Consider the following 24785-nt stretch of genomic DNA (forward strand, 5'->3'; position numbering starts at 1 on the left):
TCAAACCCGGCCCATCGCGAAACCCTTCGCGATGTAGTGCCGCACAAACCAGATCACGATGGCGCCGGGCACGATGGTCAGCACCCCGGCGGCCGCCAGCGTCGCCCAGTCCATGCCCGAGGCACTCACAGTGCGCGTCATGGTGGCCACGATGGGCTTGGCGTTCACGCTGGTCAGCGTGCGGGCCAGCAGCAGCTCCACCCAGCTGAACATGAAGCAGAAGAACGCCGCCACGCCCACACCGGCCTTGATCAGCGGCAGGAAGATGGTCATGAAAAAGCGCGGGAAGCTGTAGCCGTCGATGTAAGCCGTCTCGTCGATCTCGCGCGGGATGCCGCTCATGAAGCCTTCCAGAATCCACACCGCCAGCGGCACGTTGAACAGCAGGTGGGCCAGCGCCACGGCAATGTGCGTGTCCATCAGCCCCACGGTGGTGTAAAGCTGGAAGAACGGCAGCAGGAACACGGCGGGCGGCGTCATGCGGTTGGTCAACAGCCAGAAGAACACATGCTTGTCGCCCATGAACTGGTAGCGGCTGAAGGCATAGGCTGCGGGCAGCGCCACGGTGAGCGAGATCACCGTGTTGATCGCCACATAGATCAGGCTGTTGATGTAGCCCGAGTACCACGACGCATCGGTGAAGATGGTCTTGTAGTTGGCCCAGGTGAAGTTCTGCGGGAAGAACGAAAAGCTCGACAGGATCTCCTCATTCGTCTTGAAGCTCATGTTGACCATCCAGTAGATGGGCAACAGCGCAAACAGCAGGTACGCAATCAGGAACAGCGTGCGTTTTTGGAAGCGTTTTTCATTCATGGCCAGCCCCTTCGTCGCTGACGGTGCCCACGCGCTGCATCCAGTTGTAGAGGATGAAACACAGCAGCAGGATGATGAAGAAATAGATCAGCGAGAACGCTGCGGCAGGGCCCAGGTCGAACTGGCCGACCGCCTTGGTCGTGAGGTACTGGCTGAGGAACGTGGTGGCATTGCCCGGCCCGCCCCCCGTGAGCACGAAGGGCTCGGTGTAGATCATGAAACTGTCCATGAAGCGCAGCAGCACGGCAATCATCAGCACGCCGCGCATCTTGGGCAGCTGGATGTAACGGAACACCGCCAACTTGCTGGCGCCGTCAATGCGGGCCGCCTGGTAGTACGCGTCGGGGATGGAGCGCAGCCCGGCAAACGCCAGCAGCGCCACCAGCGGCGTCCAGTGCCACACGTCCATCAGCAGCACCGTGAGCCAGGCCTGCGTGGCGTTGCCGGTGTAGCTGTATTCGATGCCCATTTCCTGCAGCATGCGGCCCATCAGGCCGATGTCGGCGCGGCCATAGATCTGCCAGATGGTGCCCACCACGTTCCACGGAATCAGCAGCGACAGCGCCACCACCACCAGCACGGCGGACGACTTCCAGCCCTGCGCAGGCATGGACAGCGCCAGCAGGATGCCCAGCGGGATCTCCACCGCCAGCACCGCCAGCGAGAAGGTCAGCTGGCGCCACAGCGCCGCGTGCAGTTCCTCATCGCGCATCACGGCGGCAAACCATTCGGTGCCGACGAACACGCGCCGCTCGGGCGAGATGATGTCCTGCACCGAGTAGTTCACCACGGTCATCAGCGGCAGGATGGCCGAGAAGGCCACGCACAGAATCACGGGCAGGATCAGGAACCAGGCTTTCTGGTTGACGGGTTTAGTAGTCGCGCTCATGCCAGAGACTCCAAAAGACTGATGCCAGCCACAGCGCATGGCACGGGCGCAGCGCCATCAGCGGGACGCCCAGCAAGGGCCGCCCCGCAGCAAAGGGCGTCGTCCCCCTCGCAGGGGGAAGCCGCGCAGCGGCTCAGGGGGTAGGCCGTCATGCCAGCAACTCCTCATTCTTGTAAAAACAGGTGTGCTCACCCAGCACCTGAAGCCAGGCCGTGTCACCGGCCGATGGCAGACGCGTCTCGGGCGCAAAACGCGCCTTGACGGTGTGCTCGCCCACCTTGGCGGTCAGCATCAGGTAGGTGCCGATGTCCTGCACCTGCACCACCGTGCCGGGCAGCGCACCGGCCTGCTGCGGCTGGGCGAGGGCCAGGTATTCGGGCCGGATGCCCACCTGCAGGGCGCCATCGGGCAGCGCGCGGCCCACGGGGCTTGCCAAGCGGTGGCCGGCCACCGAGAGGTTATCGCCATCGCGGTGCGCGGGCAGAAAGTTCATGCCCGGCGAGCCAATGAAGTGCCCCACGAAGGTGTGCGCGGGCCGTTCGAACAGCGCATCGGCCGAGCCGACCTGCACCGCCTTGCCACGCGTCATCACCACCACCTGGTCGGCAAAGGTCAGCGCCTCGACCTGGTCATGCGTCACATAGATCAGCGTGAGCTTGAGTTCGTGGTGGATCTGCTTGAGCTTGCGCCGCAGCTGCCACTTGAGGTGCGGGTCGATCACCGTGAGCGGTTCGTCGAACAACACCGCCGCCACATCGGCACGCACCAGGCCCCGGCCCAGCGAGATCTTCTGCTTGGCGTCGGCCGCGAGACCTGCGGCGCGCTGGTTGAGCTGGCCGCTCATCTCCAGCATCTCGGCGATCACGCCCACACGCTGCTTGATCTGGTCCTCGGGCACCTTGCGGTTGCGCAGCGGAAAAGCCAGGTTCTCGGCCACCGTCATGGTGTCGTAGATCACCGGGAACTGGAACACCTGGGCGATGTTGCGCTCCTGCGGGCTGGCACGCGTCACGTCGCGGCCATCGAACAGCACCTTGCCATGCGAGGGCACGAGCAACCCCGACATGATGTTGAGCATGGTGGTCTTGCCGCAGCCCGAAGGACCGAGCAGCGCGTAGGCCCCGCCGTCCTCGAACTCCATCTTCAAAGGCAGCAGCGCGTAGTCGCTGTCCTGCTGCGGGTTGGGCTTGTACGAATGCGCCAGGTCCAGACTGATGCGGGCCATGTCAGCGCCCTCCTTGTGCGGTAACGGGCCGGGCGGGCGCCCAGGCCAGGCGGCCATCGGCACCAAACACATAGGCCTGGGCCGGGTCCAGGTGCAGCGTGATGGCCGTCCCCAGTTCAAAGTAATGCACGCCGGTGAGCTGTGCCACCAGATCGCCCCAGGGCGTGGAGGCATGCACAAAGGTGTCGGAGCCCGAAATTTCGGCCAGCTCCACCAACCCGGCCACACTCACATCACCAGGGCGCGCGTGCACACGCAGCGCACTGGCGCGCACGCCCACCGTCAGCCCGGCCGCCGTGGCCACGCCCTGTGGCAGCGGCAATGCCAGCTCGGCCCCGCCCTGCAGGCGCACCCCTTGCGCGGTGGCCGAGGCCGCCACCAGGTTCATCGGCGGGTCGCTGAAGGCGCGCGCCACCCGCAGCGAATTGGGCGCATGGAACACCTCGGCCGTGGGGCCGTACTGCAGCAGCTGGCCTTCATCCAGCACCGCCGTGTAGCCACCCAGCAGCAAGGCCTCGCCCGGCTCGGTGGTGGCGTAGACCACGGTGGATTGCCCTGCGGCAAACAGCTGGGTCAGCTCCTCGCGCAGCTCTTCGCGCAGCTTGTAGTCCAGGTTCACCAGGGGTTCGTCCAGCAACATCAGCGGCGCACCCTTGGCCAGAGCACGGGCCAGTGCCACGCGCTGCTGCTGGCCGCCCGACAGCTCGGCGGGGTAGCGGTCCAGGAACATGTCGATGTGCAGGCGGCTCGCAATTTCACGCACGCGGGCGTCGATGTTCTTTTCGCCGCGCAGCTTGAGGGGCGACGCAATGTTGGCCGCCACCTTCATCGAGGGGTAGTTGATGAACTGCTGGTACACCATGGCCACATTGCGGTCGCGCACGGGGGTGCCGGTCACGTCCTTGCCATCCACCAACACGCGCCCGTGGGTGGGCACATCCAGCCCCGCCATGATGCGCATCAGGCTGGTCTTGCCCGCCTGGGTCGCCCCCAGCAGCACCGTCACGGCATTGGGCTGCAGCGACAGGTTCATGTCGTACAGCCAGGTCTGCGCCCCGACTTTCTTGCTGATGCTGTCCAACGCCAGCTGCATGAAACATCCTCTTCCGGCCCTGAGGCCTGTGTAAAAGGGCCGCACACACGCACGGCAGCCCTCAAATTTCGCTCTTTTTCATTTTTGTTCCTTTTTGTTCGAATCGAATCAAGGTTTACCCTTAAACAATTCGTTTTTGTTCGATTTACAGTCTTTAGCGCGTCACCGGGCACCCAAGCGAATGTTTCAGATTCGTTACGATTCGGTGACAAACCACTGCGCACCCCACCGTGAACACCAATCCCCGCCAACTCCAACTCCTCGAAGAAGTGCGCGCGCGCAAGTCCGCCACGGTGGAACAACTTGCCGACACCCTGGGGGTCACGCTGCAGACGGTGCGCCGCGATGTGCAGCGCCTGGCGGAGTCGGGACTGCTCACGCGCTTTCATGGCGGCGTGCGCGTGCCCAGCTCAACAGTGGAGAACCTGGCGCACACCCAGCGCGAAAACCTGCATGCCGAAGGCAAGGCCCGCATTGCGCGCGCCGTGGCCGAACAGGTGCCCAACGACTGCTCGCTGATCCTGAACATCGGCACCACCACCGAGGCCATTGCCAAGGCGCTGCTGCACCACCGGGGCCTGCGCGTGATCACCAACAACCTGAATGTGGCCGCCATCCTGAGCGGCAACCCCGAATGCGAGGTCATCGTGGCGGGCGGCGTGGTGCGCGCCCGCGACCGGGGCATCGTGGGCGAAGCGGCAGTGGACTTCATCCGCCAGTTCAAAGTGGACATTGCGCTCATCGGCATTTCGGGCATCGAGCCGGACGGGTCGCTGCGCGACTTCGACTACCGCGAAGTGAAGGTGGCGCAAACCATCATCGAACACGCGCGCGAAGTCTGGCTGGCCGCCGACTTCAGCAAGTTCAACCGCCCGGCCATGGTGCAACTGGCCACGCTGGCGCAGATCGACCGCCTGTTCACCGATGCACCGCCGCCCGAGCCGTTTCCTGCCCTGTTGCAAGATGCAGAAGTGATCTGCACCGTGGCGGCATGACACCCTTGCACCCTCTCTTTCAACCATACAAAACCGTTCACGCTGAGCTTGTCGAAGCGCTGCGCAAGGCTTCGACAAGCTCAGACCGAACGGTCTTGGTGAGGTGAACGCGAGTCCACAACACCTTTTCCGGTAGTGCGCTACCGTCTTAACCTTTCTGCCATGACCTACCTGCTCGCCCTCGACCAAGGCACCTCCAGCTCCCGCAGCATCGTGTTTGACGAACGCGGCCACATCGTGGCCCAGGCGCAGCTGGAGCTGCCACAGATCTACCCCCAGCCCGGCTGGGTGGAGCACGACCCGCTGGAGATCTGGCGCACCCAGCTCGCCACCGCGCGCGATGCGCTGGCCAAGGCGGGCATTGCGGCCAGCGCCGTGCGCGCCGTGGGCATCACCAACCAGCGCGAAACCACGGTGCTGTGGAACCGCCAAACCGGCCTGCCCGTGCACCACGCCATCGTGTGGCAGGACCGCCGCGCCGAGCCTGCCTGCGCGCAACTGCGCGAACAAGGCCATGCCGCCACCATCCAGACCAAGACGGGTCTGCTGGTGGATGCCTACTTCTCGGGCACCAAGCTGCAGTGGCTGCTGGACCACGTGCCCGGCGCACGCGAAGCCGCCGAGCGCGGCGAACTGGCCTTTGGCACGGTGGACAGCTGGCTGATGTGGAAACTCACCCACGGCAAAGTGCATGTGACGGACGTGAGCAACGCCTCGCGCACCATGCTGTTCAATGTGCACACCAACCAGTGGGACGACGAACTGCTGGCGCTGCTGCGCATTCCCAAGGCGCTGATGCCCGAGGTGTTGCCATCGAGCGCCCACTTTGGCGACACCGCGGCCGACCTGCTGGGCCACGCCATCCGCATCGGCGGCGTGGCGGGCGACCAGCAAAGCGCGCTCTTCGGCCAGGCCTGCTTCACGGCCGGCATGGCCAAGAACACCTATGGCACCGGCTGCTTCATGCTCATGCATACGGGGAGCAGCTTCCAGACCAGCCAGAACGGCCTGCTCACCACCAGCGCAGCGCAGGCGACGACGCAGCCTGAATTTGCGATGGAAGGCAGCGTCTTTGTGGGCGGCGCCGTGGTGCAGTGGCTACGTGATGGCCTGCGCGCCATCTCCACCAGCGGCGAGGTCGAGTCGCTGGCCCAAAGCGTGCCCGACTCGGGCGGCGTGATGATGGTGCCCGCCTTCACCGGCCTGGGCGCCCCGTACTGGAAGCCCGACGCCCGCGGCACCATCACCGGCCTCACACGCGGCACCACGCTGGGCCACATTGCGCGCGCGGCGCTCGAAAGCATCGCCTACCAAAGCGCCGCCCTGCTGCTGGCCATGAGCCGCGACGCCGTGGCCGCTGGCGGCGCGCCCGTGAGCGAGCTGCGCGTGGACGGCGGCGCCTGCATCAACGACCTGCTGATGCAGTTCCAGGCCGACCTGCTGGGCATCCCGGTGGTGCGCCCTGCGGTCATCGAAACCACTGCGCTGGGCGCTGCCTACCTCTCGGGGCTGTCGAGCGGCGTGTACCGCAGCACGGATGAACTCTCGCAGCTGTGGCGCGCCGACCGCCGCGTTGTGCCCACGCTCAGCAGCGCACGCGCGCAGGAGCTGATGGCGAACTGGGAACACGCCGTGCGGCAGACCACAGCCGCCTGAACTACCCCAATTACCCCCTGAGTCGCTTCGCGGCTTGGGCGGCCCTTGCGCGAGGGCACTGGCCCTGGCCGCGCCAGCTTCATGCGGCGGGTGTGGCGCGCAGCGCAATCAATCACTGATATGGAACCACCGCCGCCGGGGGCGGCGCCCCCGGTCAAACAAAGGGGGTTTCGGCGGCTTCGCCCATGGCGCGCTCGCGCGCCGTGGCCAGCAGTTCCCGGCGCGTGTGGTCGATGTGCTCTTCGAGCAGTGCCACCACCCGGGCCACATCGCGCGCGCGGCAGGCGGCCAGCAGCGCGTAGTGGTCTTCCATCGGCTTGTCGCGCCCCGTGGCTTCGGACATGGCCACGTGGGTGTAGCGGTCGGTGTTGAGGCAATACTCCTCGATCAGCCGGCGCAGGCGCCCATTGTTGGCCGGCGCCGACAGCGCCAGGTGGAACTGCCGGTTGTACTCGGCCCAGTCGGCCACCACATCCGACGCCGCATAGGCCTCCAGGATGCGCTCCATCGCCTCGAAGTCGCGCTCCACCATGTTGGGCACGGCCAGCCGCGCGGCATGGCATTCCAGCGCCACGCGGATGTCCAGCAGCTCGCAGATCTGCTGCACGTTCATGCCCGCCACCACCGCCCCCCGGTTCAGGTGGTGCACCACCAGACCTTCTGACTCCAGCTGGCGCAGCGCCTCGCGCACCGGGATGCGGCTCGCCTGAAAGCGCTCGGCCAGCGCGTCCTGGCGCAACTGGTGGCCCGCCTGGAGCTTGCCACTGAGGATTTCATTGCGCAGCACCTCGCGGATGGTCTGGTGCAGCGCCTGGGGCGCGGACGGCGAACGGGCTCTCATGCCGGTATTGGAGCAGATTTTTTTCGAGGGTTTTTGGGGGTGGTTGCCAAATTGGATCCAATTACATAAACTTGGATCCAATCTGACATCGAACGGATACAAACCATCGGTGCGCAGCCCCTGGCACCCCCGTGCAACCGCCCGCGCCGCAAGGCGCCCCCTCCCCTTCCTTCCTGGAGTTCCCATGTTCCTCACCCGCCGCCACCTGCCCGCCGCTGCCGCAGCCGCCCTTGCGCTTGGTCTTGCCGCCACCCCGCTGCCCGCCCTGGCGCAGGAGACCATCCACATGGGCGCCGTGCTGTCGCTCACCGGTGCCAACGCCACCGTGGGCGAAGACGTGCGCCGTGCCGTGGCGCTGGCGGTGGACAAGGTCAACGCCGACGGCGGTGTGCTGGGCAAGAAGTTCGGCGTGATCGTGGAAGACTCGGGCGGCAACGCCACCACGGCCCTGAACGCAGCACGCAAGTTGGTCAGCGTGGACAAGGTGCCGGTGGTGATCGGCGAATACTCCTCGGGCATCACCCTGCCCATGGCGCAGTACCTGGTGAAGGAGGGCGTGGCCCACCTCAACATCGCCAGCACCAGCATCAAGATCCGCGACCTGGGCGCCAGCTCGTTCAACCTGATCGGGCTGGAGGACAAAGGCAACCAGTTCTCCTCCAAGGACGTGTGGGACCTCGGCTACCGCAACGTGGCCATGGTGGCGCCCAACAATGCCTACGGCCAGGGCGTGGTGCACGGCTTCAAGCAGGAGTTCGAGAAGCTGGGCGGCAAGGTCGTGACCGAGGTGCTCTACACCGCCGGGCAGTCCACCTACCGCCGCGAGCTGCAGCAGATGGCGCGCAGCAATCCCGACGCCTACATCTACACCGCCTACGGCCAGGAGTCGGCCGTGATCAACCGCGAGGCCATGGAGCTGGGCCTGCGCGCCAAGCCGTTCTACGCCATCCTGATCTCCATGAGCCTGTCAGACACGGCCCCCGAGATTGCCAAGGGCCAGCTGGGCATGGAGGTGGGCAGCGTCTACGGCGCAGCCGGCAAGGCCTACGCCGACGCGTTTTCTGCCAAGTACAAGGAGGGCATGAAGACCTCGTACACCGGCTATGCCTACGACGCGGTGCTGATGACCGCCGCCGCCATGAACAAGGCGAAATCCACCGACACCGCCGCCGTGCAGGCCGCGCTCAAGGAGATCGGCAAGGGCGGCTATGTGGGGGTGACCGGGCCCATCGTGTTCGACGCCGACCGCCAGCGCATCGATCCCCCTTACGCCAAGCTCAAGTTCGACGGCAAGGTCGTTCCTCGGTGACATCCCCCTGAGCCTCAAAGATGCAAGGCGCTGACGTGCCTCCCCCCTTCTCTGGAATCGCTGGCGCGATTCAGTAAGGGGGACGCAGCCCTCGCTGCGCGTGGCCCTAGCGTGGCTGCCCAGCCTGGGCCGCACATTCTCCAAGCCAAATTGGCCTTTCGCGCGCGACCATAAAGCGCCGAAAGCTCTCGTTTTCATAGCAATCCAGCTCCCCTCCATGCTCCAACTGCTCTTTGACACGCTGCTGCGTGCCTCAGACCTCGCGCTCATTGCGCTGGGCCTGAGCACCGTCTACGGCCTCGTCAAGTTTCCCAACATCGCGCATGTGCAATACGCCATGCTGGGTGCCTACGCCACCTATGCTTTTTTTGCCATGGGCGTACCGCTGCCCCTGGCCATCCTCATCGCTAGCGTGCTCACCGGCTTGCTCACGCTGGTGCTGCACCTGCTGGTGTTCCGCCGCCTGCTGCGCTCCGGGCCCGCCATCACCATGATCGGCTCCCTGGCCGTGGCCATGCTGGTCGTGGCCGTTGCGCAGGGCCTGGCCGGATCCTTCCCGCGCATGTTCAACTTGGCCCTGACCGCCCCGGTGCTGGTGGGCGACGTGCGCCTGTCGCACACCCATATCTACGCCATGGCCACCACGGCGCTGCTGCTGGGATTGTTCACGCTGCTGCTGTTCTTCACCCGCACGGGGCGGGCGATGCGGGCCCTGTCCACCAACCCCGCGCTGGCGGCCGCCTCGGGCCTGAACGCCGAGGGCATCACGCGCCTGGTCAACTTTGCCAGCGGCGCCATCGCCGGGCTGGGTGGCAGCCTGCTGGCGCTGTCCACCGGCGCGCACATCAACCTGGGGCACGACCTGCTGCTGCCGGTGTTCGCCGCCGCCATCCTGGGTGGCCTGGGCAACCCGCTGGGCGCGGTGGTGGGCGCGCTGCTCATCGCGCTGACCGAGACGCTGGTCACCAACCTCAACTTCGGGCCGCTGCTGGGCAAGAGCGTGGCCTTCCTGCCGGTGTCGTACATCAGCGCCGGTTCTTTCCTGATCCTGCTGCTGGCGCTGCTTTTCAAGCCCTACGGCCTGTTCGACCGCGAGGTGCGCCGTGTTTGATTTTTTCATTTCCACCCTCACCGTGGCGGGCATCTACGGCCTCATGGCGCTGGGCCTGAACCTGCAGGCCGGTGTGTCGGGCCTGCTCAACTTCGGCCACATCGCCTTCGCGGGCATCGGCGCCTATGCCACGGGCATTGCCGTGCAGGCGGGCTGGCACCCGGTGGCGGGCGCCGCCTGCGGCGTGCTCGTCGCCATGGTCCTGGGCTGGTGCGTGGCGCGCCTGGGCCGACAGCTCGGTTCGGACTACTGGGGCATCGCCACCCTGGCCATCGCCGAGATCCTGCGCACCGTGGCCACCAACGAGGACTGGCTGACCGGCGGCGCCAATGGCATCGCCGGCATCCCCTCGCTGTTTGACGGCCTGGGCCGTCCCTGGAGTGCGCTGGCCTTTCTGGCCCTGGTGTTGCTCGCACTCGGCGCTTTCGCACTGCTGGCGTCGCGCCTGGCCAGCGGCCGCTTTGGCCGCGCGCTGCGGCTGATGCGCGAAGAGCCCCAGCTGGCCATCTGCATGGGCTACGACCTGCGCCAGCTCAAGTCGCACGCCATCATGGCCGGTGCGGCCGTGACGGCGCTGGGCGGCTCGCTCTACGCACACTACATGAGCTTTGCCGGGCCCGACTACATGGTGGCTGCGGAGACCTTCCTGCTCTGGACCATGCTGATGATCGGCGGCCTGGGCAACACGGCCGGTGTGCTCACCGGTGTCGTGCTGGTGCAGGCGGCCTACGCGCTCGTGCCGTTCGCCAAGGACCACTTCCATTTCAGCTCCGACCTGGCGGGCGCCCTGCGCCTGGGCCTGATCGGCGCCATCCTCCTGGCCTGCCTGCTGTGGCGCAGCCAGGGCCTCATCCCCGAAAAGCTGCGCAGGATCCCATGAGCACCGCCCCCATGAACGCATTCCTCGACATCCGCCAGATCGCCAAGGCCTTTGGCGGCAACCAGGTGCTGGAGGCCGTTGATGTCCAGATCACCCGGGGCGAGATCGTGGGCCTGCTGGGCCCCAACGGCTCGGGCAAAAGCACGCTGCTCAACGTCATCACCGGCTTCACACCCGCTGACGCAGGCACCGTGTTTTTCGACGGCCAGCGCATCGACCGCCTGGCTGCGCACCGCATCGTGCAGACCGGCATGGCGCGCACCTTCCAGCTGCCCTCCATGCCCACCCGGATGTCGGTGATGGAAGTGGCCATGGCCGCTGCGACGGCGCACCACGGCGTGTTCGGCACCTTGCTGGGCACGGCTGCGGCGCGCACCACGGAGCGCACAGCGCGCGACAAGGCGGCGCACCTGCTCAACGAGCTGCTGCTCACCCCCGTGCGGGATCTGCCCGCCTCGGCCCTGTCGGGCGGGCAGAAGAAGCTGCTGGGCATCGTCTGCGCCCTGATGGCCGAGCCCCGCATGCTGCTGCTGGACGAACCGACTGCAGGCGTGCACCCCAACCTGCGCCGCGACATCGTGGCCGCCCTGCAGCGCCTCAACGCCCAGGGCATGACGCTGGTGATCGTGGAGCACGACATGCACTTCATCCGCGAGGTGTGCACGCGCTGCGTGGTGCTGGACCGTGGCCACATCGTGGCCAGCTGCCGCCCCGACCAACTGGCAAGCAATGAACGCGTGCTGCAGGCCTACCTGGGCTCCGCAGGCGCCCACCCCCTGGAAGCGAGTGCCTGATGATTGAGATCGACAACGTGGTGGCCGGATACACGGCCGACATCGACATCCTGCGCGGCATGACGCTGGCCGTGCAGCCCGCCGAGATCGTGACCCTGCTGGGCCCCAACGGCTGCGGCAAGAGCACGCTGCTCAAGACCATTGCGGGCTACCTGCTGCCCCGCAGCGGCAGCGTCACGCTGCAGGGCAAAAACGTGTCGCAGATCCCCGTGCACCAGAAGATCCGCCACTGCAGCCTGGGCTTTGTGCCGCAGACCGAGAACGTGTTCAGCGCCCTCACGATCCGCGAGAACCTGCAGGTGGGTGGCCACTACATGGCCCCGGCCGACTGCAGGGCGCGCATGGACGAGCTGTGTGTGCTCTACCCCATCCTGGGCAAGAAGTTCAACGCGCCTGCGGCCTCCATGTCGGGCGGCGAGCGGCAGATCCTGGCGCTGGCGCGCGCGCTCATGCCACGCCCCGAGATCCTGCTGCTGGACGAACCCTCGGCGGGCCTGTCGCCCAAGGTGCTGCACGAGGTGTTCGACGCCATCGTGCAGGTGCGCAACCAGGAGCGCGTGACCGTGCTCATGGTGGAGCAGAACGCCATGGAGGCGCTGCGCATCTCCGACCGCGCCTACGTGCTCTCCATGGGCGCGGTGGCACTCACCGGCCGCGCAGACGCACTCATGCGCGACGAGCAGGTGCGCGAGCTGTACCTGGGCGGCCGCGCGCACTGAGCCGCCGACACGCCCTTCCCTGACGCCTCACCGGAGCCCCTCTCCATGCCGCTTGACCGCTTGTCCCCCCAGGCCCTGGCCTCGCTCCTGCTCTGCGCTCTGGCGGGGGCCATGGCATTGCACCCGGCGCAGGCCCAGCCTGCCAAGGGGGCGCTGGCCCCGATCCAGCTGGGCACCACCGCCCCGTTCAGCGGAGCCTTTGCCGAATACGGGCAGGAGTACCGCAAGGGTGCGGACGCCTGCCTGGCCGCCGCCAACGCCGCCGGGGGGGTGCGCGGGCGCGCGGTGCAGATCACCTACCTGGACGACGGCTACGACCCCGCCCGCGCGGTGGCCAACGCGCGCACCCTGGCGGGCCAGGGCATTGCGGCCTTCGTGAACCTGGTGGGCACCGGCACGCTGCAGGCGCTGCAACCGGTGCTGGCCGACCTCCAGGTGCCGGTGATCGGTGCCTCCAGCGGTGCGCAACAACTGCGCCAGGCGGGCACGGCCAGCCGCTGGGTGTTCCACACCAAGGCCAGCAACAGCGAGGAGTTCGAGGGCTTCGCCCGCATGCTGCCCACCATCGGCATGGAGAAGGTCGCCCTGGTCTACCAGGACAACCCCTTTGGCAGGGCCGGCCTCGACAGCGCGCTCAAAGCCTTTGCCACGGGAACGGGGCGCCCGCCACCGACGGCAATTGCGCTGGGTGAACCCACTGCGCAGGGAGATGCCCATCCGTTTGCCACCACCATCGCCCAGGTGCGCAGCGCCCAGCCGCAGGTGGTGGTGCTGATCGCCGCCGGACAGGCCGCCCCCGCATTCATCGCCGCCTACCAGCAGGCCGCAGGGCCTGCAGCCCGCGTGGCGGTGCTCAACGTGGTGGGCGGGCGGGTGCTGACCGACCAGCTCCAGGCACGGGTGGCAGGCATCATGACCTCCATGCTTTACCCCAGCCCCTGGAGCACCTCGCGCCGCGTGGTGCGCGACTACCAGGCCAGCCTGGCCCGCACCGAGGCCAGCCCCTCCCTGCTGAGCCTGGAAGGCTGCATCAACCTGCGCTTTGCACTCGAAGCCCTGAAAGCGGCGGGCGACGATGCCTCGCCCGCCGGGGTGCGCCGCGCGCTGGAACGTGGTCTCACCGCGGACCTGGGCGACTTCACGCTCAGCCTGCCCGCAGGCAAGCAGGTGGCCTCCCGCTACACCTCGCTGGGTATTTACCGCAGCAATGGGCGCATCGCCGAATAAGCGCCTGTTCAAAGCAACCCCCTCCGGCTCCGCCCCATGGCGGGGCCTTCTGCAGAAGCCACCGCCAGCGCCCCCCAGCGGGCGCGCTGGCCGGTATGCTCGCGCCACCAGGCACAGCGGCCTGTTGCATGCAGCGCCCAGGCGCTACGATGCTCACCGTTTCGGCCCCCGCATTTTTCCGTTCGCATGACAACCACCCACACCCCCGACACCCCCCAGGCGGCGCATGCCAGCCTCCCCACCATCGCCTTCATCGGCGGCGGCAACATGGCCAGCGCCATCATTGGCGGGCTGATCCGCCAGGGCCACCCGGCCAGCCAGATCGAGGTGGTCGAGCCCTACGCCCCCACGCGCGAGGCGCTGCTCAAGAACTTCGGCCTCACGGCGCAGCCCGAGGCAAGCCCGGCGCTGCAGCGCGCCAGCATCGTGGTCTGGGCCGTCAAGCCCCAGACCTTCAAGGACGCCGCCGCGCAGGCCCAGGCGCACACCCAGCAGGCCCTGCACCTGAGCGTGGCCGCGGGCATCCGCTCGGACAGCATCGCGCAATGGCTGGGCACCGAGCGCATCGTGCGCACCATGCCCAACACGCCCGCGCTGGTGGGCAAGGGCATGAGCGCGATCTACGCGCGCCCCGCCGTGACCCCGGCCGAGCGCCAGAGCGTGGAAGCCATCATGGACTCCACCGGCGAGTTCCTGTGGGTGGAGAGCGAGACCCAGCTCGACGCCGTCACCGCACTGTCGGGTTCGGGCCCGGCCTATGTGTTCTATTTCCTCGAAGCCATGACGCGTGCGGGGGTGGGCATGGGCCTGTCCGACGCGCAGGCGCACAAGCTGGCCGTGGGCACCTTTGTGGGCGCCTCGGAGCTGGCCCGCCGCTCCGACGAGCCCCCGGCCGTGCTGCGCGAACGCGTCACTTCCAAGGGCGGTACGACCTATGCGGCCCTGCAGTCGATGGAGGCCAGCGGCGTGTCCCAGGCGTTCCAGGCCGCCATGCGCGCCGCCGAAAAACGCGCTAACGAACTCGGCAACGAGTTCGGGGCCTGACCACTGGCACCCTGTTCACGGCGCCGTGGGGAATCGTGAACAGTTTTTAAGGCCTTTTTTGGCCTTCTCCGCGCGTCCATCAAGCGTTGATAGCTATCAATTTGTGAGTATTGACCGCACCAGGTAGCTGCCTGCAATGCCCGCAAACACCGTGGCGCCCAGCCAGTGGTTGATGCGGAAGGCCTTGAAGCAGCCCTCGCGGGTGCGCGTGCGGATCAGCGTGAAATGCCACACGGCCTGGGCCAGCGCCGCCGCAAGCGCTATACAAAAAATAGCACCCAGCGCATAAGGGGCAAGCGCTACCGCCCAAATACCGACAAACAGCAGGTAGAACAACACAATGCCCGCCACATCAAAGCGCCCGAGGGTTATGGCCGAGGTCTTGATGCCGATCTTGAGGTCATCATCCCGGTCCACCATGGCGTATTCGGTGTCGTAGGCCAGCACCCAGAACATATTGCCCAGCCACATCCACCAGGCAACAAAGGGCACGCTGCCCTGCACGGCGGCAAAGGCAATCACGATGCCAAAGTTGAATGCAATGCCCAGCACCGCCTGCGGCATGGCAATGATGCGTTTGGTGAACGGGTAGGCAATGGCCACCAGCACGGCGGGCACGGACCACAGGATAGCGGCGGTGTTGGTGGTGAGCACCAGGCCAAACGACACGATGGCCAGCGCGGCGCCCAGGCCCAGCGCCTCCTTGACCGACACGGCGCCCGTGGTCACGGGCCGCTGCGCGGTGCGCTTGACATGTTTGTCGAAGTCGCGGTCGGCCACATCGTTCACACAGCAGCCCGCGCTGCGCATGAGGATGGTGCCCAGCACAAACACCACCAGCAGGTGCCAGCCCGGAAAGCCGTCGGCCGCGATCCACAGCGCACTCAGCGTGGGCCACAGGCACACCAGCCAGCCCGCAGGCCGGTCCCAGCGGATCAGGTCAAGGTAGAGCGAGAAGCGGCTGCGGGAGGCGGTGGTGGCGGCGGTCATGGCGCAGGATTTTCCCAGATGCAGACCCGGCACCGGCCCGGCAGCAGAAACGCCCGGGGCCTTGCGGCCGCCGGGCGTTCGGTTCACAGCGCAGCAGCTGGCTTAGAGCGGATAACAAAACCCAGCGCAGCGGTTCTGGCTAGGCGCCGCGTCGCAGGTAGTACGGGTAGTACGACAAGACGCGGCAACGACGCCAGAAGGGTTTTGCTAGCCGCTCTTACTCTTCCAGCAGCGAGCGCAGCATCCACGCCGTTTGCTCATGCACCGTCAGGCGCTGGGTCAGCAGATCGGCTGTGGGCTCGTCGCTGGCCTTGTCGGCCAGGGGGAACAGGCTGCGCGCGGTGCGGGCCACGGCCTCGTGGCCTTCGACCAGCACACGCACCATGTCCAGCGCCTTGGGCGGCTTGGCGGGCGCATCGGGCACCGTGGCCAGCTTGCCGAACTCGGCATACGAGCCGGGGGCCACATGGCCCAGCGAACGGATGCGCTCGGCGATCGGGTCCACCGCATTCCACAGCTCGGTGTACTGCGCCATGAACATGGTGTGCAGCGTGTTGAACATGGGGCCCGTCACGTTCCAGTGGAAGTTGTGGGTGGTCAGGTACAGCGTGTAGGTGTCGGCCAACAGGCGCGACAGGCCCTGGGCGATGGCAGCACGGTCCTTGTCGCTGATGCCGATGTTGATGCTGGGGGCAGAGGTTTTGCCGGATGCGGCTTTGCCAGGAGCTTTGGCCATGGGGGAGGTTCCTTCCGTGCGGAAAACATGAAACACCCCGCGCTGTGCGGGGTCCTCAAACACTGTAGCGCAAGCCGCAGCGCCACTGTGTCAGTCAAGGCCGATGCCTTGTACCAGGGTCAAGAAACCAGCGCGGGCGCCCCCATCGGCTGGCTTATTGCATCTTCGGCAAGTTGCCGATGCGCACCAGCATCTCGGTGAACATCTGCATGTCGGCGTCCAGGTCCACCACTTCCTTGAACTCCTTGGCGTTGTGCGCCGTGTACTTCTTGCCCGGCATGGCGGGGCCGAAGTTGATCGCGTTGGGCATGAGCTTGGCCGTGGTGCTGCCGGCTGTGGGCACGGGCTTGGCTTCGAGGCCCGTGGTGTCGCCAAAGGTGTTGAGCAGCGTGGCCAGCCAGGCGCCCTTGGGGTCGCGCGCCATCCAGTTGCCCTGCTGGTGGTCCACCTCCACCGCCACACCGGCCTGAGCGCCCCAGGCCTTGACCTTGGCCGAGGTGGCCTGCGTGAGCGCCTCCGGCGTGCTGCCACGGGGCATGCGCACGTTCACCAGCACATCGACCTTGCCATCCTTCTCGCGGACGAGGTTGGGCGACATCGTGAGCGGGCCCATGAAGTCGTCGCTGTAGGCTAGGCCCAGGGTGCGGCCCAGGTAGTCCACGCCGTACAGGTCGGTGAGGTAACGCACGGCCTGCGCGTAGCCATTGGGGGCCAGCGCCACGCCCGACTCCTTCAGGAACAGCGCCAGGCGCGGCAGCGGGTTGACGCCCTCTTCGGGGCGCGAGCCATGGGCCGATGCGCCCGTGACCTTCACCACAACGGCGCCGCCATCCTGCGCCACGTCGATGCGGAAGGCGCCGCCCTGCGGCTGGTACTTCTCGACAAAGGCAGCCTTCGCAGCGTTCAGGCGCGCCGCCACGTCGGCGGTGTTGCCGCCCTGCAGGCGGGCCGTGGCGGTCTGCGGCACGGCGTTGGTTGAAGCAGCCCCGGCCATGGCGGTGATCGCCGTCGCGCCGGTCGTGGCAGCAGGCTGCAGCGGGAACGAGGCGCGCAGCGCGCCCGAGCCCTTTTCGGCCACCACGGCGGGGTACTTGCTGTCGAGCACGATGTTGTACTCGGGCAGCGCGGTCTTGGCGCGGTAGTACTTCATCGCGTCGCCACCGGTTTCCTCGGTGGTTTCGATCATGAGGCGGATGGTGCGTGCCAGCGGCAGGCCGCTGTCCTTCACTGCCTTCATCGCAAACAGCACGGTGGCGATGGAGCCCTTGTCGTCGATAGAGCCCCGGCCATACAGGTTGCCGCCCACGCGGGTCAGCTTGAAGGGGTCGAGCTTGGTGCCGTCGTCCAGCACCCACTCATCGGCCACCACGGGCACCACGTCGGCGTGCGTGAGGATGCCGAACTCCTCGGGGCCGCTGCCGGGCAGCTTCACTTCAAAGATGCGGTTGTCCACGTTGCGGTACTGCAGGCCAAAGTCGCGCGCCATGCCTTCGACCAGGGTGCCAAAGGCAATGATGGCCGGGTCTTCGTGGGGAGGCACCTTGGCAGACCGCACGGTGGGGATGGCCACCATCTTCGCGGTGGCCTCGATCACGGCGGCCTGGTTGCGCAGGCGGTTGTGCAGACCGAGCAGTCGGCTGATGTTGACCAGGTCATCGCCCGCCAGGGGCTGGTTCGCTGCATAGGCAGCCACGGCGGGTTGCAATTCGGGCTGCATCTGCGCCGCAAGCTGCAGGAACTGGCGGAAGTCCGCCGCTGCCGCTGCGCTGGGCGTGGCCGCGATGCGGTCGAGCGCGGGCTTCTTCAGCGTGGCGGCCGTGGGCGCCATGGTGGAAGTGGGGATGGACGAACACGCCGTCAACGCGGCGGCCAGGGTGGCGGTCAGCCAGAGCTTCTTCATGGGAACCTTCTGTAGAAAGCGGAGCGCAGCCGGACGATGGTCCACGGGCGCTGCGCAACATGCATGCCCCGCTGCGCAGGCCTGGTCAGCCAGCGCAGGGGCGGCGCGAGTGTAGCGCCGATTCCTCGTGGCAAAAACGCGGCCGCAGGACCGGTTCAGGACAGGCGGTTCACGCCCGGCAGCTCGCAGGCGTAAATGGCATTGCGCAGGGCGGCGATGGCCTCATACCGGGTGAAGCTGCGGCGCCAGGCCAGCACCACGCGGCGCATGGGCGGCGGGCTGCCATCTTCCTCGCGGATGGGCAGGTAGCGGATGTAGGTCTCGTCGCTCTTGCGGCGGCGCGACACGGTAAGCAGCGCATCGCGCGGCACCGACAGGCGCGGCACCAGCGTCACGCCCATGCCGGCGGCCACCATGTGCTTGATGGTCTCCAGCGACGAGCCCTCGAACGACTTGCGGATGCCCTCGGCATTGCTCGCAAAGCGCGCGAACTCGGGGCAGACCTCCAGCACGTGGTCGCGGAAACAATGGCCCGCGCCCAGCAGCAGCATGGTCTCGCTTTTCAGCTCAGCCGCCGTGACCGAGCGCTGCGCCGCCAGCGCATGCGTGCTGGGCACCGCCGCCATGAAGGGCTCGTCGTACAGCGGCGCCATGGCCAGGCCGGTGTCGGGGAAGGGCTCGGCCAGGATGGCGCAGTCGATCTCGCCCGTGCGCAGCATCTCCAGCAGCTTGACGGTGAAGTTCTCCTGCAGCATCAGCGGCATCTGCGGCGTGCGCGTGATGGACTGGCGCACCAGCTCGGGCAGCAGATAGGGCCCGATGGTGTAGATCACGCCCAGCGTGAGCGGTCCGGCCAGCGGGTCCTTGCCACGCTTGGCGATCTCCTTGATGGCCGCCGCCTGCTCCAGCACGCTTTGCGCCTGGCGCACGATGTCTTCGCCCAGCGGCGTCACCGTGACTTCGCCCGCGCTGCGCTCGAACAGCTTCACGTCCAGCTCTTCTTCCAGCTTCTTGATGGCCACCGAGAGCGTGGGCTGCGACACATAGCAGGCATCGGCCGCATGGCCAAAGTGCTTCTCGCGGGCCACCGCAACGATGTACTTGAGTTCGGTGAGGGTCATGGTGTGTTCCTGCGGGCCACGTCAGCGTGGGTCTGAGCGTCTCATGCCTTGAGATAGTCCGATTTTCCACCCAACCAGCGCGCCACGTGTTTGGCGGCAAGCTCAGGATACCGGTCCAGCATCTGCGGCGCCAGCTCGCGCGCCCATTCCAGCAGGTGGGTGTCGGTGGCCAGGTCGGCAAACCGCAGCAACGCGTCGCCTGACTGGCGGGCGCCCAGGAACTCTCCGGGCCCCCGGATCTCCAGGTCGCGCCGGGCGATCTCGAAGCCGTCGTTGGTCTCGGCCATGGCGCGCAGGCGCTCCTTGGCGGTTTCGCCCACGCGGCCGCTGTCGTTGGTGGCGTACAGCAGCACGCAGGCCGATGCCGCCGCGCCGCGCCCTACCCGGCCGCGCAGCTGGTGCAGCTGGCTCAGCCCAAAACGCTCGGCATGTTCGATGACCATGAGCGAGGCGTTGGGCACGTCCACCCCCACCTCGATCACCGTGGTGCTCACCAGCACGCCCATCTGGCCGCTGGTGAACAGCGCCATCACGGCCTTCTTTTCGGCGATGGGCATGCGCGAGTGCAGCAGGCCGACCATGCAGCCCGGCAAGGCCTCGCTCAGGTCGGCGTGCGTGGCGGTGGCGTTGCTCAGGTCCAGCGCCTCGCTTTCTTCAATCAGCGGGCACACCCAGTACACCTGCCGGCCGGCCTCGACTTGCGCGCCGATGCGCTCGATGACCTCGTCCTTGCGGCTGTCGGCAATGAGTTTGGTGACGATGGGCGTGCGGCCGGGAGGCAGCTCGTCAATCACAGACACATCCAGGTCAGCGTAGTAGCTCATCGCCAGGGTGCGCGGGATGGGCGTGGCGCTCATCATCAGCATGTGCGGCTCCATGCCATGCGCTGCGAGTTTCTGCCGCAAGGCCAGCCGCTGCGCCACGCCAAAGCGGTGCTGCTCGTCGATGATGGCCAGCGCCAGGTTCTTGAACTGCACCTGCTCCTGGATCACGGCGTGGGTGCCCACCACCAGCGCGGCCTCGCCGCTGGCCACCATGTGCAGCATGGCGGTGCGGTCCTTCTTCTTTTGCCCGCCCACCAGCCAGGCAACCCTGCGGCCGCGCGCGGCCAGCAGCGGCTCCAGCCAGCCGATCATCTTGGCGAAATGCTGCTCGGCCAGGATTTCGGTGGGCGCCATCAGCGCGCACTGCCAGCCCGCGTCCATGGCCAGGCAGGCAGCCAGGGCCGAGACCACGGTTTTGCCCGAGCCCACATCGCCCTGCAGCAGCCGGTGCATGGGCACCTGGCGGGCCAGGTCGGCGGCAATTTCTTCGCCCACGCGGCGCTGGGCGGTGGTGAGGCTGAAGGGCAGCACGGCCAGCAGTTGCTCGTGCAGGGGCAACGTGCCCGCCTTGGCCTTGGCGGGGCGCAGCACCGGGGCGCGCAGGCGATCACGCTCGCGCCGCGACTGGTACTGCGACAGCTGCTGGGCCAGCAGTTCCTCGGCCTTCAGGCGCTGCCAGGCGGGGTGGCTGTGGTCCTCCAGCGTGGACAGCGCCACGTCGGGCGTGGGGTGATGCAAAAATGTGAGCGCCTCACGCAAGCTGAACGCGCGGTGGAGGCCATTTTGACCATGAAACCTCGCCCAGGGCGGCTCAGCGCCGGGGGGCAGTGTGTCCGACAGGTCCACCCGCGCCAGCGCACTGACCACGGCGCGGCGCAGATAGGGCTGGGGCAGCCCGGCCGTGGTGGGGTAGACGGGCGTGAGCGCGGCGGGCAGCTCGCCGCCCGCCACACGGAAGGCCGGGTGCAGCATCTGCCGCCCCCAGAAGCCACCCTTGACCTCGCCCCGGATGCGCAGGCGTGCGCCCACAGCCATCGTTTTTTGGTGCGAGGGATAGAAGCTGAAAAAGCGCAGCTCGCAGCTGCCGCTGCCGTCTTCCACCTGCACCACCAGCTGGCGGCGGGGGCGCAGTTGCACCTCGCTCGCCACCACGGTGGCTTCGATCTGGGCGATCTGCCCGTCGCGGGCGTTGGCCAGTGGAATGATGCGCGTTTCGTCTTCGTAGCGCAGGGGCAGGTGCAGGGCCAGGTCGATGTCGCGCCGCAGCCCGATTTTTTGCAGCGCCTTCTGCGCCACCGAGGCCCCACCTTTGGCCGCAGCAGGGGCCGCCGGGGCCTTGGCACTAGGGGAAACTCTGGGGGCTGCAGGCGGCATGTAGCGGGTCTTACGAGCGACAGGAACGGGGCAAAAAGGCTACCATGGTTACCGTTAGTCACGCCTAAAGACGGGCGGTTTTTCCAAGTCCAGGCCCCACCATGCTCAAGCGCATCCAAATCCAACACCTCACCCTGGGCATGTACCTGCACGAGTTCTGCGGATCCTGGATGGAGCACCCATTCTGGCGGGCCAAGTTTGTGCTCAAAGACCCCAAGGATCTGGCACGCATCCAGGCCACCGCCATCCACGAGTGCTGGATCGATACCTCCAAGGGCCTGGACGTGGCCGCCGGGACCGTCTCGGTCTCGCGCGAAGAGGTGGATGCCAAGATAGAGACCGACTTCGGCCGCCTGGAAGACCTGCCCCCCATCCAGGTGAGCCTGCCCGTGCCACCCCCACCGGTGCGCAACCGCACCCCCACCGACATGCAGGGCGAACTCAAGATGGCGGCCGCCATCTGCGTGAAGTCCAAGAAGGCCGTGGTGTCGATGTTCAGCGAGGCCCGCATGGGCCGCGCGGTGGACTCCGTGGGTGCGCAGAGCCTGGTGGAGGAAATCTCCGATTCCGTCACCCGCAACCCGGGCGCGCTGATCAGCCTGGCGCGCCTGAAAACGGCCGACGACTACACCTACATGCACTCAGTGGCGGTGTGCGCGCTCATGGTGGCGCTGGCGCGCCAGCTCAAGCTCAATGACGAGCAGACGCGCCTGGCAGGCATGGCGGGCCTGCTGCACGACCTGGGCAAGGCGGCGATCCCGTTGTCGGTGCTCAACAAGCCGGGCAAGCTCACCGACAAGGAATTCACCGTGGTGCGCAGCCACCCGCTGGAGGGCTTCCATATGCTCAAGGAGGGCGGCAACGTGCCCGACGCCGTGCTCGACGCCTGCCTGCACCACCACGAAAAAATCGACGGATCGGGCTACCCCGACAAGCTGCAGGGCGAAGGCATCAGCGTGATCGCACGCATGACGGCCATCTGCGATGTGTACGACGCCATCACCTCCGACCGCCCCTACAAAAGCGGCTGGGACCCGTCCGAGTCACTGCGCCGCATGGCCGAGTGGACCAGCGACCATTTCGACGCGCGGCTGTTCCAGGCCTTCGTCAAAAGCATCGGCATCTACCCCGTGGGTTCGCTGGTGCGGCTGACCTCGGGGCGCATCGGGGTGGTGACCGAACAGGCCCCCACGGCCCTCACCACGCCCATCGTCAAGGTCTTCTTCTCCACCAAGTCCGACCTGCGCATCCCGCCCGAGCTGGTGGACCTGGCCGCCCCAGGCTGCAACGAGAAGATCGTGGCCCGCGAAGACCCCGAGAAATGGCGTTTTCCGGACATCAATGAACTCTGGTCGGGGTTTGCCGAAAAGGCCTGGTAGCCCTGGCCGTCTGCTCTGGCCACCACGCCCGCCCCTGCCCTGCCCCGCGCTTCCTCCGTGCCCGCCCTGATCACCCTGACCCTGAACCCCGCGCTCGACCTGGCGACCACCACCGCCCAGGTCGCCCCCACGCACAAGCTGCGCTGTGGCCCGGTGCAGCGTTTTGCGGGCGGTGGCGGCATCAACGTGGCCCGCGTGCTGCACCGGCTGGGCGCCGATGTGCTGGCCTGGGCACTGGCGGGTGGTGCCGCAGGCGCGCAGGTGCGGCAACTGCTGGCCGACGAAGGGGTGCCCACGGCGCTGCAAGCCATTGCGGGCGACACGCGCGAGAACTTCTCGGTGGTCGAGACCACCACCGGTCAGGAGTTTCGCTTTGTGCTGCCCGGCCCCACGCTGCAGGCCAGCGAGTGGCAGGCTTGCCTGGATGCGCTGGCCGCCTTGCCCACGCCGCCGCGCTGGCTCATTGCCAGCGGCAGCCTGCCACCCGGCACGCCTGACGATTTCTATGCCCGGCTGGTCCGGGCCTTGTCGGGCCGGGGCGTGCGGATAGTCGTCGATACCTCGGGCCTGCCCCTGGCCGCTGCGCTGCAGGCGGGCGTGGCCCTGATCAAACCCAGCCTGCGGGAGCTGCGCGAGCTGGTGCAGCAGCCGCTGGAGCAGGCCGCCGACTGGTGCGCCGCCGCCCAATCGCTGGTGCACAGCGGCGCGGCCGAGACCGTGGCCCTTTCGCTGGGCGAACAGGGCGCCGTGCTGGCCACCCGCGCGGGCGTGTGGCAGGCCCCGGCGCTGAACGTGCCCGCCACCACCGGCACCACGGGCGCGGGGGACTGTTTTCTGGCGGCCCTGGTCTGGGCACTGGACCGGGGCGACGCCCCTGCCGAAGCCCTGCGCTGGGGCGTGGCCGCAGGCGCCGCCGCGCTGCTGCACCCGGGCACCACGCTGGCCCAGGTGGGCGACCTGCAGCGGCTGGTGCACAGCGTGCCCACGCCGGTGGCCGTCGCCACGCAGCCATAACCCCGGCCCGGCGGGCGGCGCGGGCGCGTGGGACAATCGCGCCCTTCGCAATTTTTCCCTTGGCACGGGCCCGTTCGGCCCTCAAGCACGATGACTGATTTCTCCCCCGGCGCAGCCAGCGCGCCCCACGCTTCCCGCGTGTTCACCCTCAGCGACTTCGACTTCTCGCTGCCCCCCGAACTCATTGCCCAGCACCCCGCACCCGAACGCAGCGCCTCGCGCCTGCTCGATGGCCGCGCCATGCAGCCCGTAGACCGCATCTTTCGTGAGCTGCCCGGCCTGCTGCGCGAAGGCGATTTGCTGGTGTTCAACGACACGCGCGTGGTCAAGGCGCGCATCTTTGGCGAGAAGGCCAGCGGCGGCAAGCTGGAGCTGCTGATCGAACGCGTGCTGCCCGCCGAGGCAGGCAACCCAGGCAACGAAGTCGTGGCCCACATGAAGGTCAGCAAGAAGCCCCTGCCCGGCAGCGTGGTGCACATGGCCGGAGGCCGCAAGGCGGGCGGATTTGACGCCCAACTGCTGGGCCGCTGGCCCACCGAGGACGGCCCGCTGTTCCGCTTTGCGCTGCACGGCCCCGCAGGCGAGTCGCCGTGGGAGCTGATGGACCGCCACGGCCACCTGCCGCTTCCGCCCTATATCGAGCGCCAGCAAAACACCGACCACGACCCCGACGAGGCCGAAGACAGCCAGCGCTACCAGACGGTGTTTGCCCGCAACCCCGGCGCCGTGGCCGCGCCCACCGCCGCGCTGCACTTTGACGAGGGCGTGCTGGCCGACCTGGCGGCGCGCGGCATCGAGCGCGCGAGCGTCACGCTGCATGTGGGCGCAGGCACCTTCCAGCCCTGCAAGAC

22 protein-coding genes are annotated in these 24785 nt (G+C 67.4%); 12 read left to right on the forward strand and 10 right to left on the reverse strand.

The features are described 5' to 3' along the window. The 4 genes from AC07Z7_RS16720 to AC07Z7_RS16735 all read right to left on the reverse strand — a co-directional run bounded on the left by AC07Z7_RS16720 (position 1) and on the right by AC07Z7_RS16735 (position 4020). Positions 1-813, reverse strand: a complete 813-nt coding sequence (locus AC07Z7_RS16720) for a carbohydrate ABC transporter permease (RefSeq protein WP_055395662.1) — start codon at positions 811-813, stop codon at positions 1-3. Further along, positions 806-1702 carry a carbohydrate ABC transporter permease gene (locus tag AC07Z7_RS16725; protein ID WP_094290352.1) on the reverse strand — a complete coding sequence of 299 codons (897 nt, stop codon included), beginning with the start codon at positions 1700-1702 and terminating at the stop codon, positions 806-808. The genes AC07Z7_RS16720 and AC07Z7_RS16725 overlap by 8 nt, the downstream gene beginning before the upstream one ends. 148 nt (positions 1703-1850) lie before the next feature. After that, positions 1851-2927, reverse strand: coding sequence for an ABC transporter ATP-binding protein (locus AC07Z7_RS16730; protein ID WP_494766947.1), 1077 nt, complete (start codon positions 2925-2927; stop codon positions 1851-1853). A gap of 1 nt (position 2928) precedes the next feature. Continuing rightward, positions 2929-4020, reverse strand: coding sequence for an ABC transporter ATP-binding protein (locus tag AC07Z7_RS16735; RefSeq protein WP_494766948.1), 1092 nt, complete (start codon positions 4018-4020; stop codon positions 2929-2931). Positions 4021-4250: 230 nt separating this feature from the next. Between AC07Z7_RS16735 and AC07Z7_RS16740 the strand changes: the two genes are divergently transcribed. Together AC07Z7_RS16740 and glpK are read left to right on the forward strand one after the other, a co-directional pair. Then, complete coding sequence (locus AC07Z7_RS16740; RefSeq protein ID WP_056065359.1) at positions 4251-5015, forward strand: DeoR/GlpR family DNA-binding transcription regulator; 765 nt, start codon at positions 4251-4253, stop codon at positions 5013-5015. A 162-nt stretch (positions 5016-5177) separates the two neighbouring features. Then, a complete protein-coding gene (gene glpK / locus AC07Z7_RS16745) occupies positions 5178-6671 on the forward strand; it encodes a glycerol kinase GlpK (RefSeq protein ID WP_494766949.1) in 1494 nt (497 codons plus the stop codon). A gap of 154 nt (positions 6672-6825) precedes the next feature. Here the strand turns inward: glpK and AC07Z7_RS16750 are convergent, their stop codons facing one another. Continuing rightward, a complete protein-coding gene (locus AC07Z7_RS16750) occupies positions 6826-7512 on the reverse strand; it encodes a GntR family transcriptional regulator (RefSeq protein ID WP_094290355.1) in 687 nt (228 codons plus the stop codon). A 184-nt stretch (positions 7513-7696) separates the two neighbouring features. On the opposite strand from AC07Z7_RS16750, the gene AC07Z7_RS16755 reads away from it, so the two are divergent. From AC07Z7_RS16755 to proC, 7 genes are all read left to right on the forward strand, one after another. Beyond that, entirely contained in the window at positions 7697-8821 is a 1125-nt protein-coding gene (locus tag AC07Z7_RS16755; protein WP_494766950.1) for an ABC transporter substrate-binding protein, read from the forward strand. Between the two features lie 217 nt (positions 8822-9038). After that, positions 9039-9932 carry a branched-chain amino acid ABC transporter permease gene (locus tag AC07Z7_RS16760; RefSeq protein WP_494766951.1) on the forward strand — a complete coding sequence of 298 codons (894 nt, stop codon included), beginning with the start codon at positions 9039-9041 and terminating at the stop codon, positions 9930-9932. Continuing rightward, positions 9925-10812: a branched-chain amino acid ABC transporter permease gene (locus AC07Z7_RS16765; RefSeq protein ID WP_094290358.1), complete on the forward strand. Its 888-nt coding sequence runs from the start codon at positions 9925-9927 to the stop codon at positions 10810-10812. Before AC07Z7_RS16760 ends, AC07Z7_RS16765 begins: the two co-directional genes overlap by 8 nt. Before the next feature lie 11 nt (positions 10813-10823). Continuing rightward, positions 10824-11606 carry an ABC transporter ATP-binding protein gene (locus AC07Z7_RS16770; RefSeq protein WP_494766952.1) on the forward strand — a complete coding sequence of 261 codons (783 nt, stop codon included), beginning with the start codon at positions 10824-10826 and terminating at the stop codon, positions 11604-11606. Next, positions 11606-12325 (forward strand): ABC transporter ATP-binding protein, encoded by a 720-nt coding sequence (locus AC07Z7_RS16775; RefSeq protein ID WP_094290359.1) that lies wholly within the window; start codon positions 11606-11608, stop codon positions 12323-12325. Before AC07Z7_RS16770 ends, AC07Z7_RS16775 begins: the two co-directional genes overlap by 1 nt. Positions 12326-12370: 45 nt before the next feature. Further along, positions 12371-13552 carry an ABC transporter substrate-binding protein gene (locus tag AC07Z7_RS16780; protein WP_494766953.1) on the forward strand — a complete coding sequence of 394 codons (1182 nt, stop codon included), beginning with the start codon at positions 12371-12373 and terminating at the stop codon, positions 13550-13552. 186 nt (positions 13553-13738) lie between these two features. Continuing rightward, a complete protein-coding gene (gene proC / locus AC07Z7_RS16785) occupies positions 13739-14596 on the forward strand; it encodes a pyrroline-5-carboxylate reductase (RefSeq protein WP_494766954.1) in 858 nt (285 codons plus the stop codon). A 96-nt stretch (positions 14597-14692) separates the two neighbouring features. On the opposite strand, the gene ubiA is transcribed toward proC, so the two are convergent. From ubiA to recG, 5 genes are all read right to left on the reverse strand, one after another. Next, positions 14693-15586, reverse strand: coding sequence for a 4-hydroxybenzoate octaprenyltransferase (gene ubiA, locus AC07Z7_RS16790; RefSeq protein ID WP_494766955.1), 894 nt, complete (start codon positions 15584-15586; stop codon positions 14693-14695). Positions 15587-15803: 217 nt separating this feature from the next. Further along, positions 15804-16322: a Dps family protein gene (locus AC07Z7_RS16795; RefSeq protein WP_056065336.1), complete on the reverse strand. Its 519-nt coding sequence runs from the start codon at positions 16320-16322 to the stop codon at positions 15804-15806. Positions 16323-16476: 154 nt separating this feature from the next. Continuing rightward, positions 16477-18222, reverse strand: coding sequence for a dipeptidase (locus AC07Z7_RS16800; RefSeq protein WP_494766956.1), 1746 nt, complete (start codon positions 18220-18222; stop codon positions 16477-16479). 155 nt (positions 18223-18377) lie between these two features. Then, on the reverse strand, positions 18378-19343 hold the full coding sequence (locus AC07Z7_RS16805; protein WP_094290364.1) for a LysR substrate-binding domain-containing protein: 966 nt from the start codon (positions 19341-19343) through the stop codon (positions 18378-18380). A 41-nt stretch (positions 19344-19384) separates the two neighbouring features. Beyond that, positions 19385-21541, reverse strand: coding sequence for an ATP-dependent DNA helicase RecG (gene recG, locus AC07Z7_RS16810; protein WP_494766957.1), 2157 nt, complete (start codon positions 21539-21541; stop codon positions 19385-19387). Between the two features lie 101 nt (positions 21542-21642). On the opposite strand from recG, the gene AC07Z7_RS16815 reads away from it, so the two are divergent. The 3 genes from AC07Z7_RS16815 to AC07Z7_RS16825 form a co-directional block, all read left to right on the forward strand. After that, the gene (locus AC07Z7_RS16815; protein WP_494766958.1) at positions 21643-22920 is read left to right on the forward strand and encodes a cyclic di-GMP phosphodiesterase; all 1278 of its coding nucleotides are present in this window, start codon (positions 21643-21645) and stop codon (positions 22918-22920) included. A gap of 57 nt (positions 22921-22977) precedes the next feature. After that, positions 22978-23934 carry a 1-phosphofructokinase family hexose kinase gene (locus AC07Z7_RS16820; RefSeq protein ID WP_494766959.1) on the forward strand — a complete coding sequence of 319 codons (957 nt, stop codon included), beginning with the start codon at positions 22978-22980 and terminating at the stop codon, positions 23932-23934. 90 nt (positions 23935-24024) lie between these two features. After that, a partial coding sequence (locus AC07Z7_RS16825) for an S-adenosylmethionine:tRNA ribosyltransferase-isomerase (protein ID WP_494766960.1) occupies positions 24025-24785 on the forward strand: 761 nt, incomplete at its 3' end.

This window comes from Acidovorax sp. GW101-11A03 (assembly GCF_059424825.1).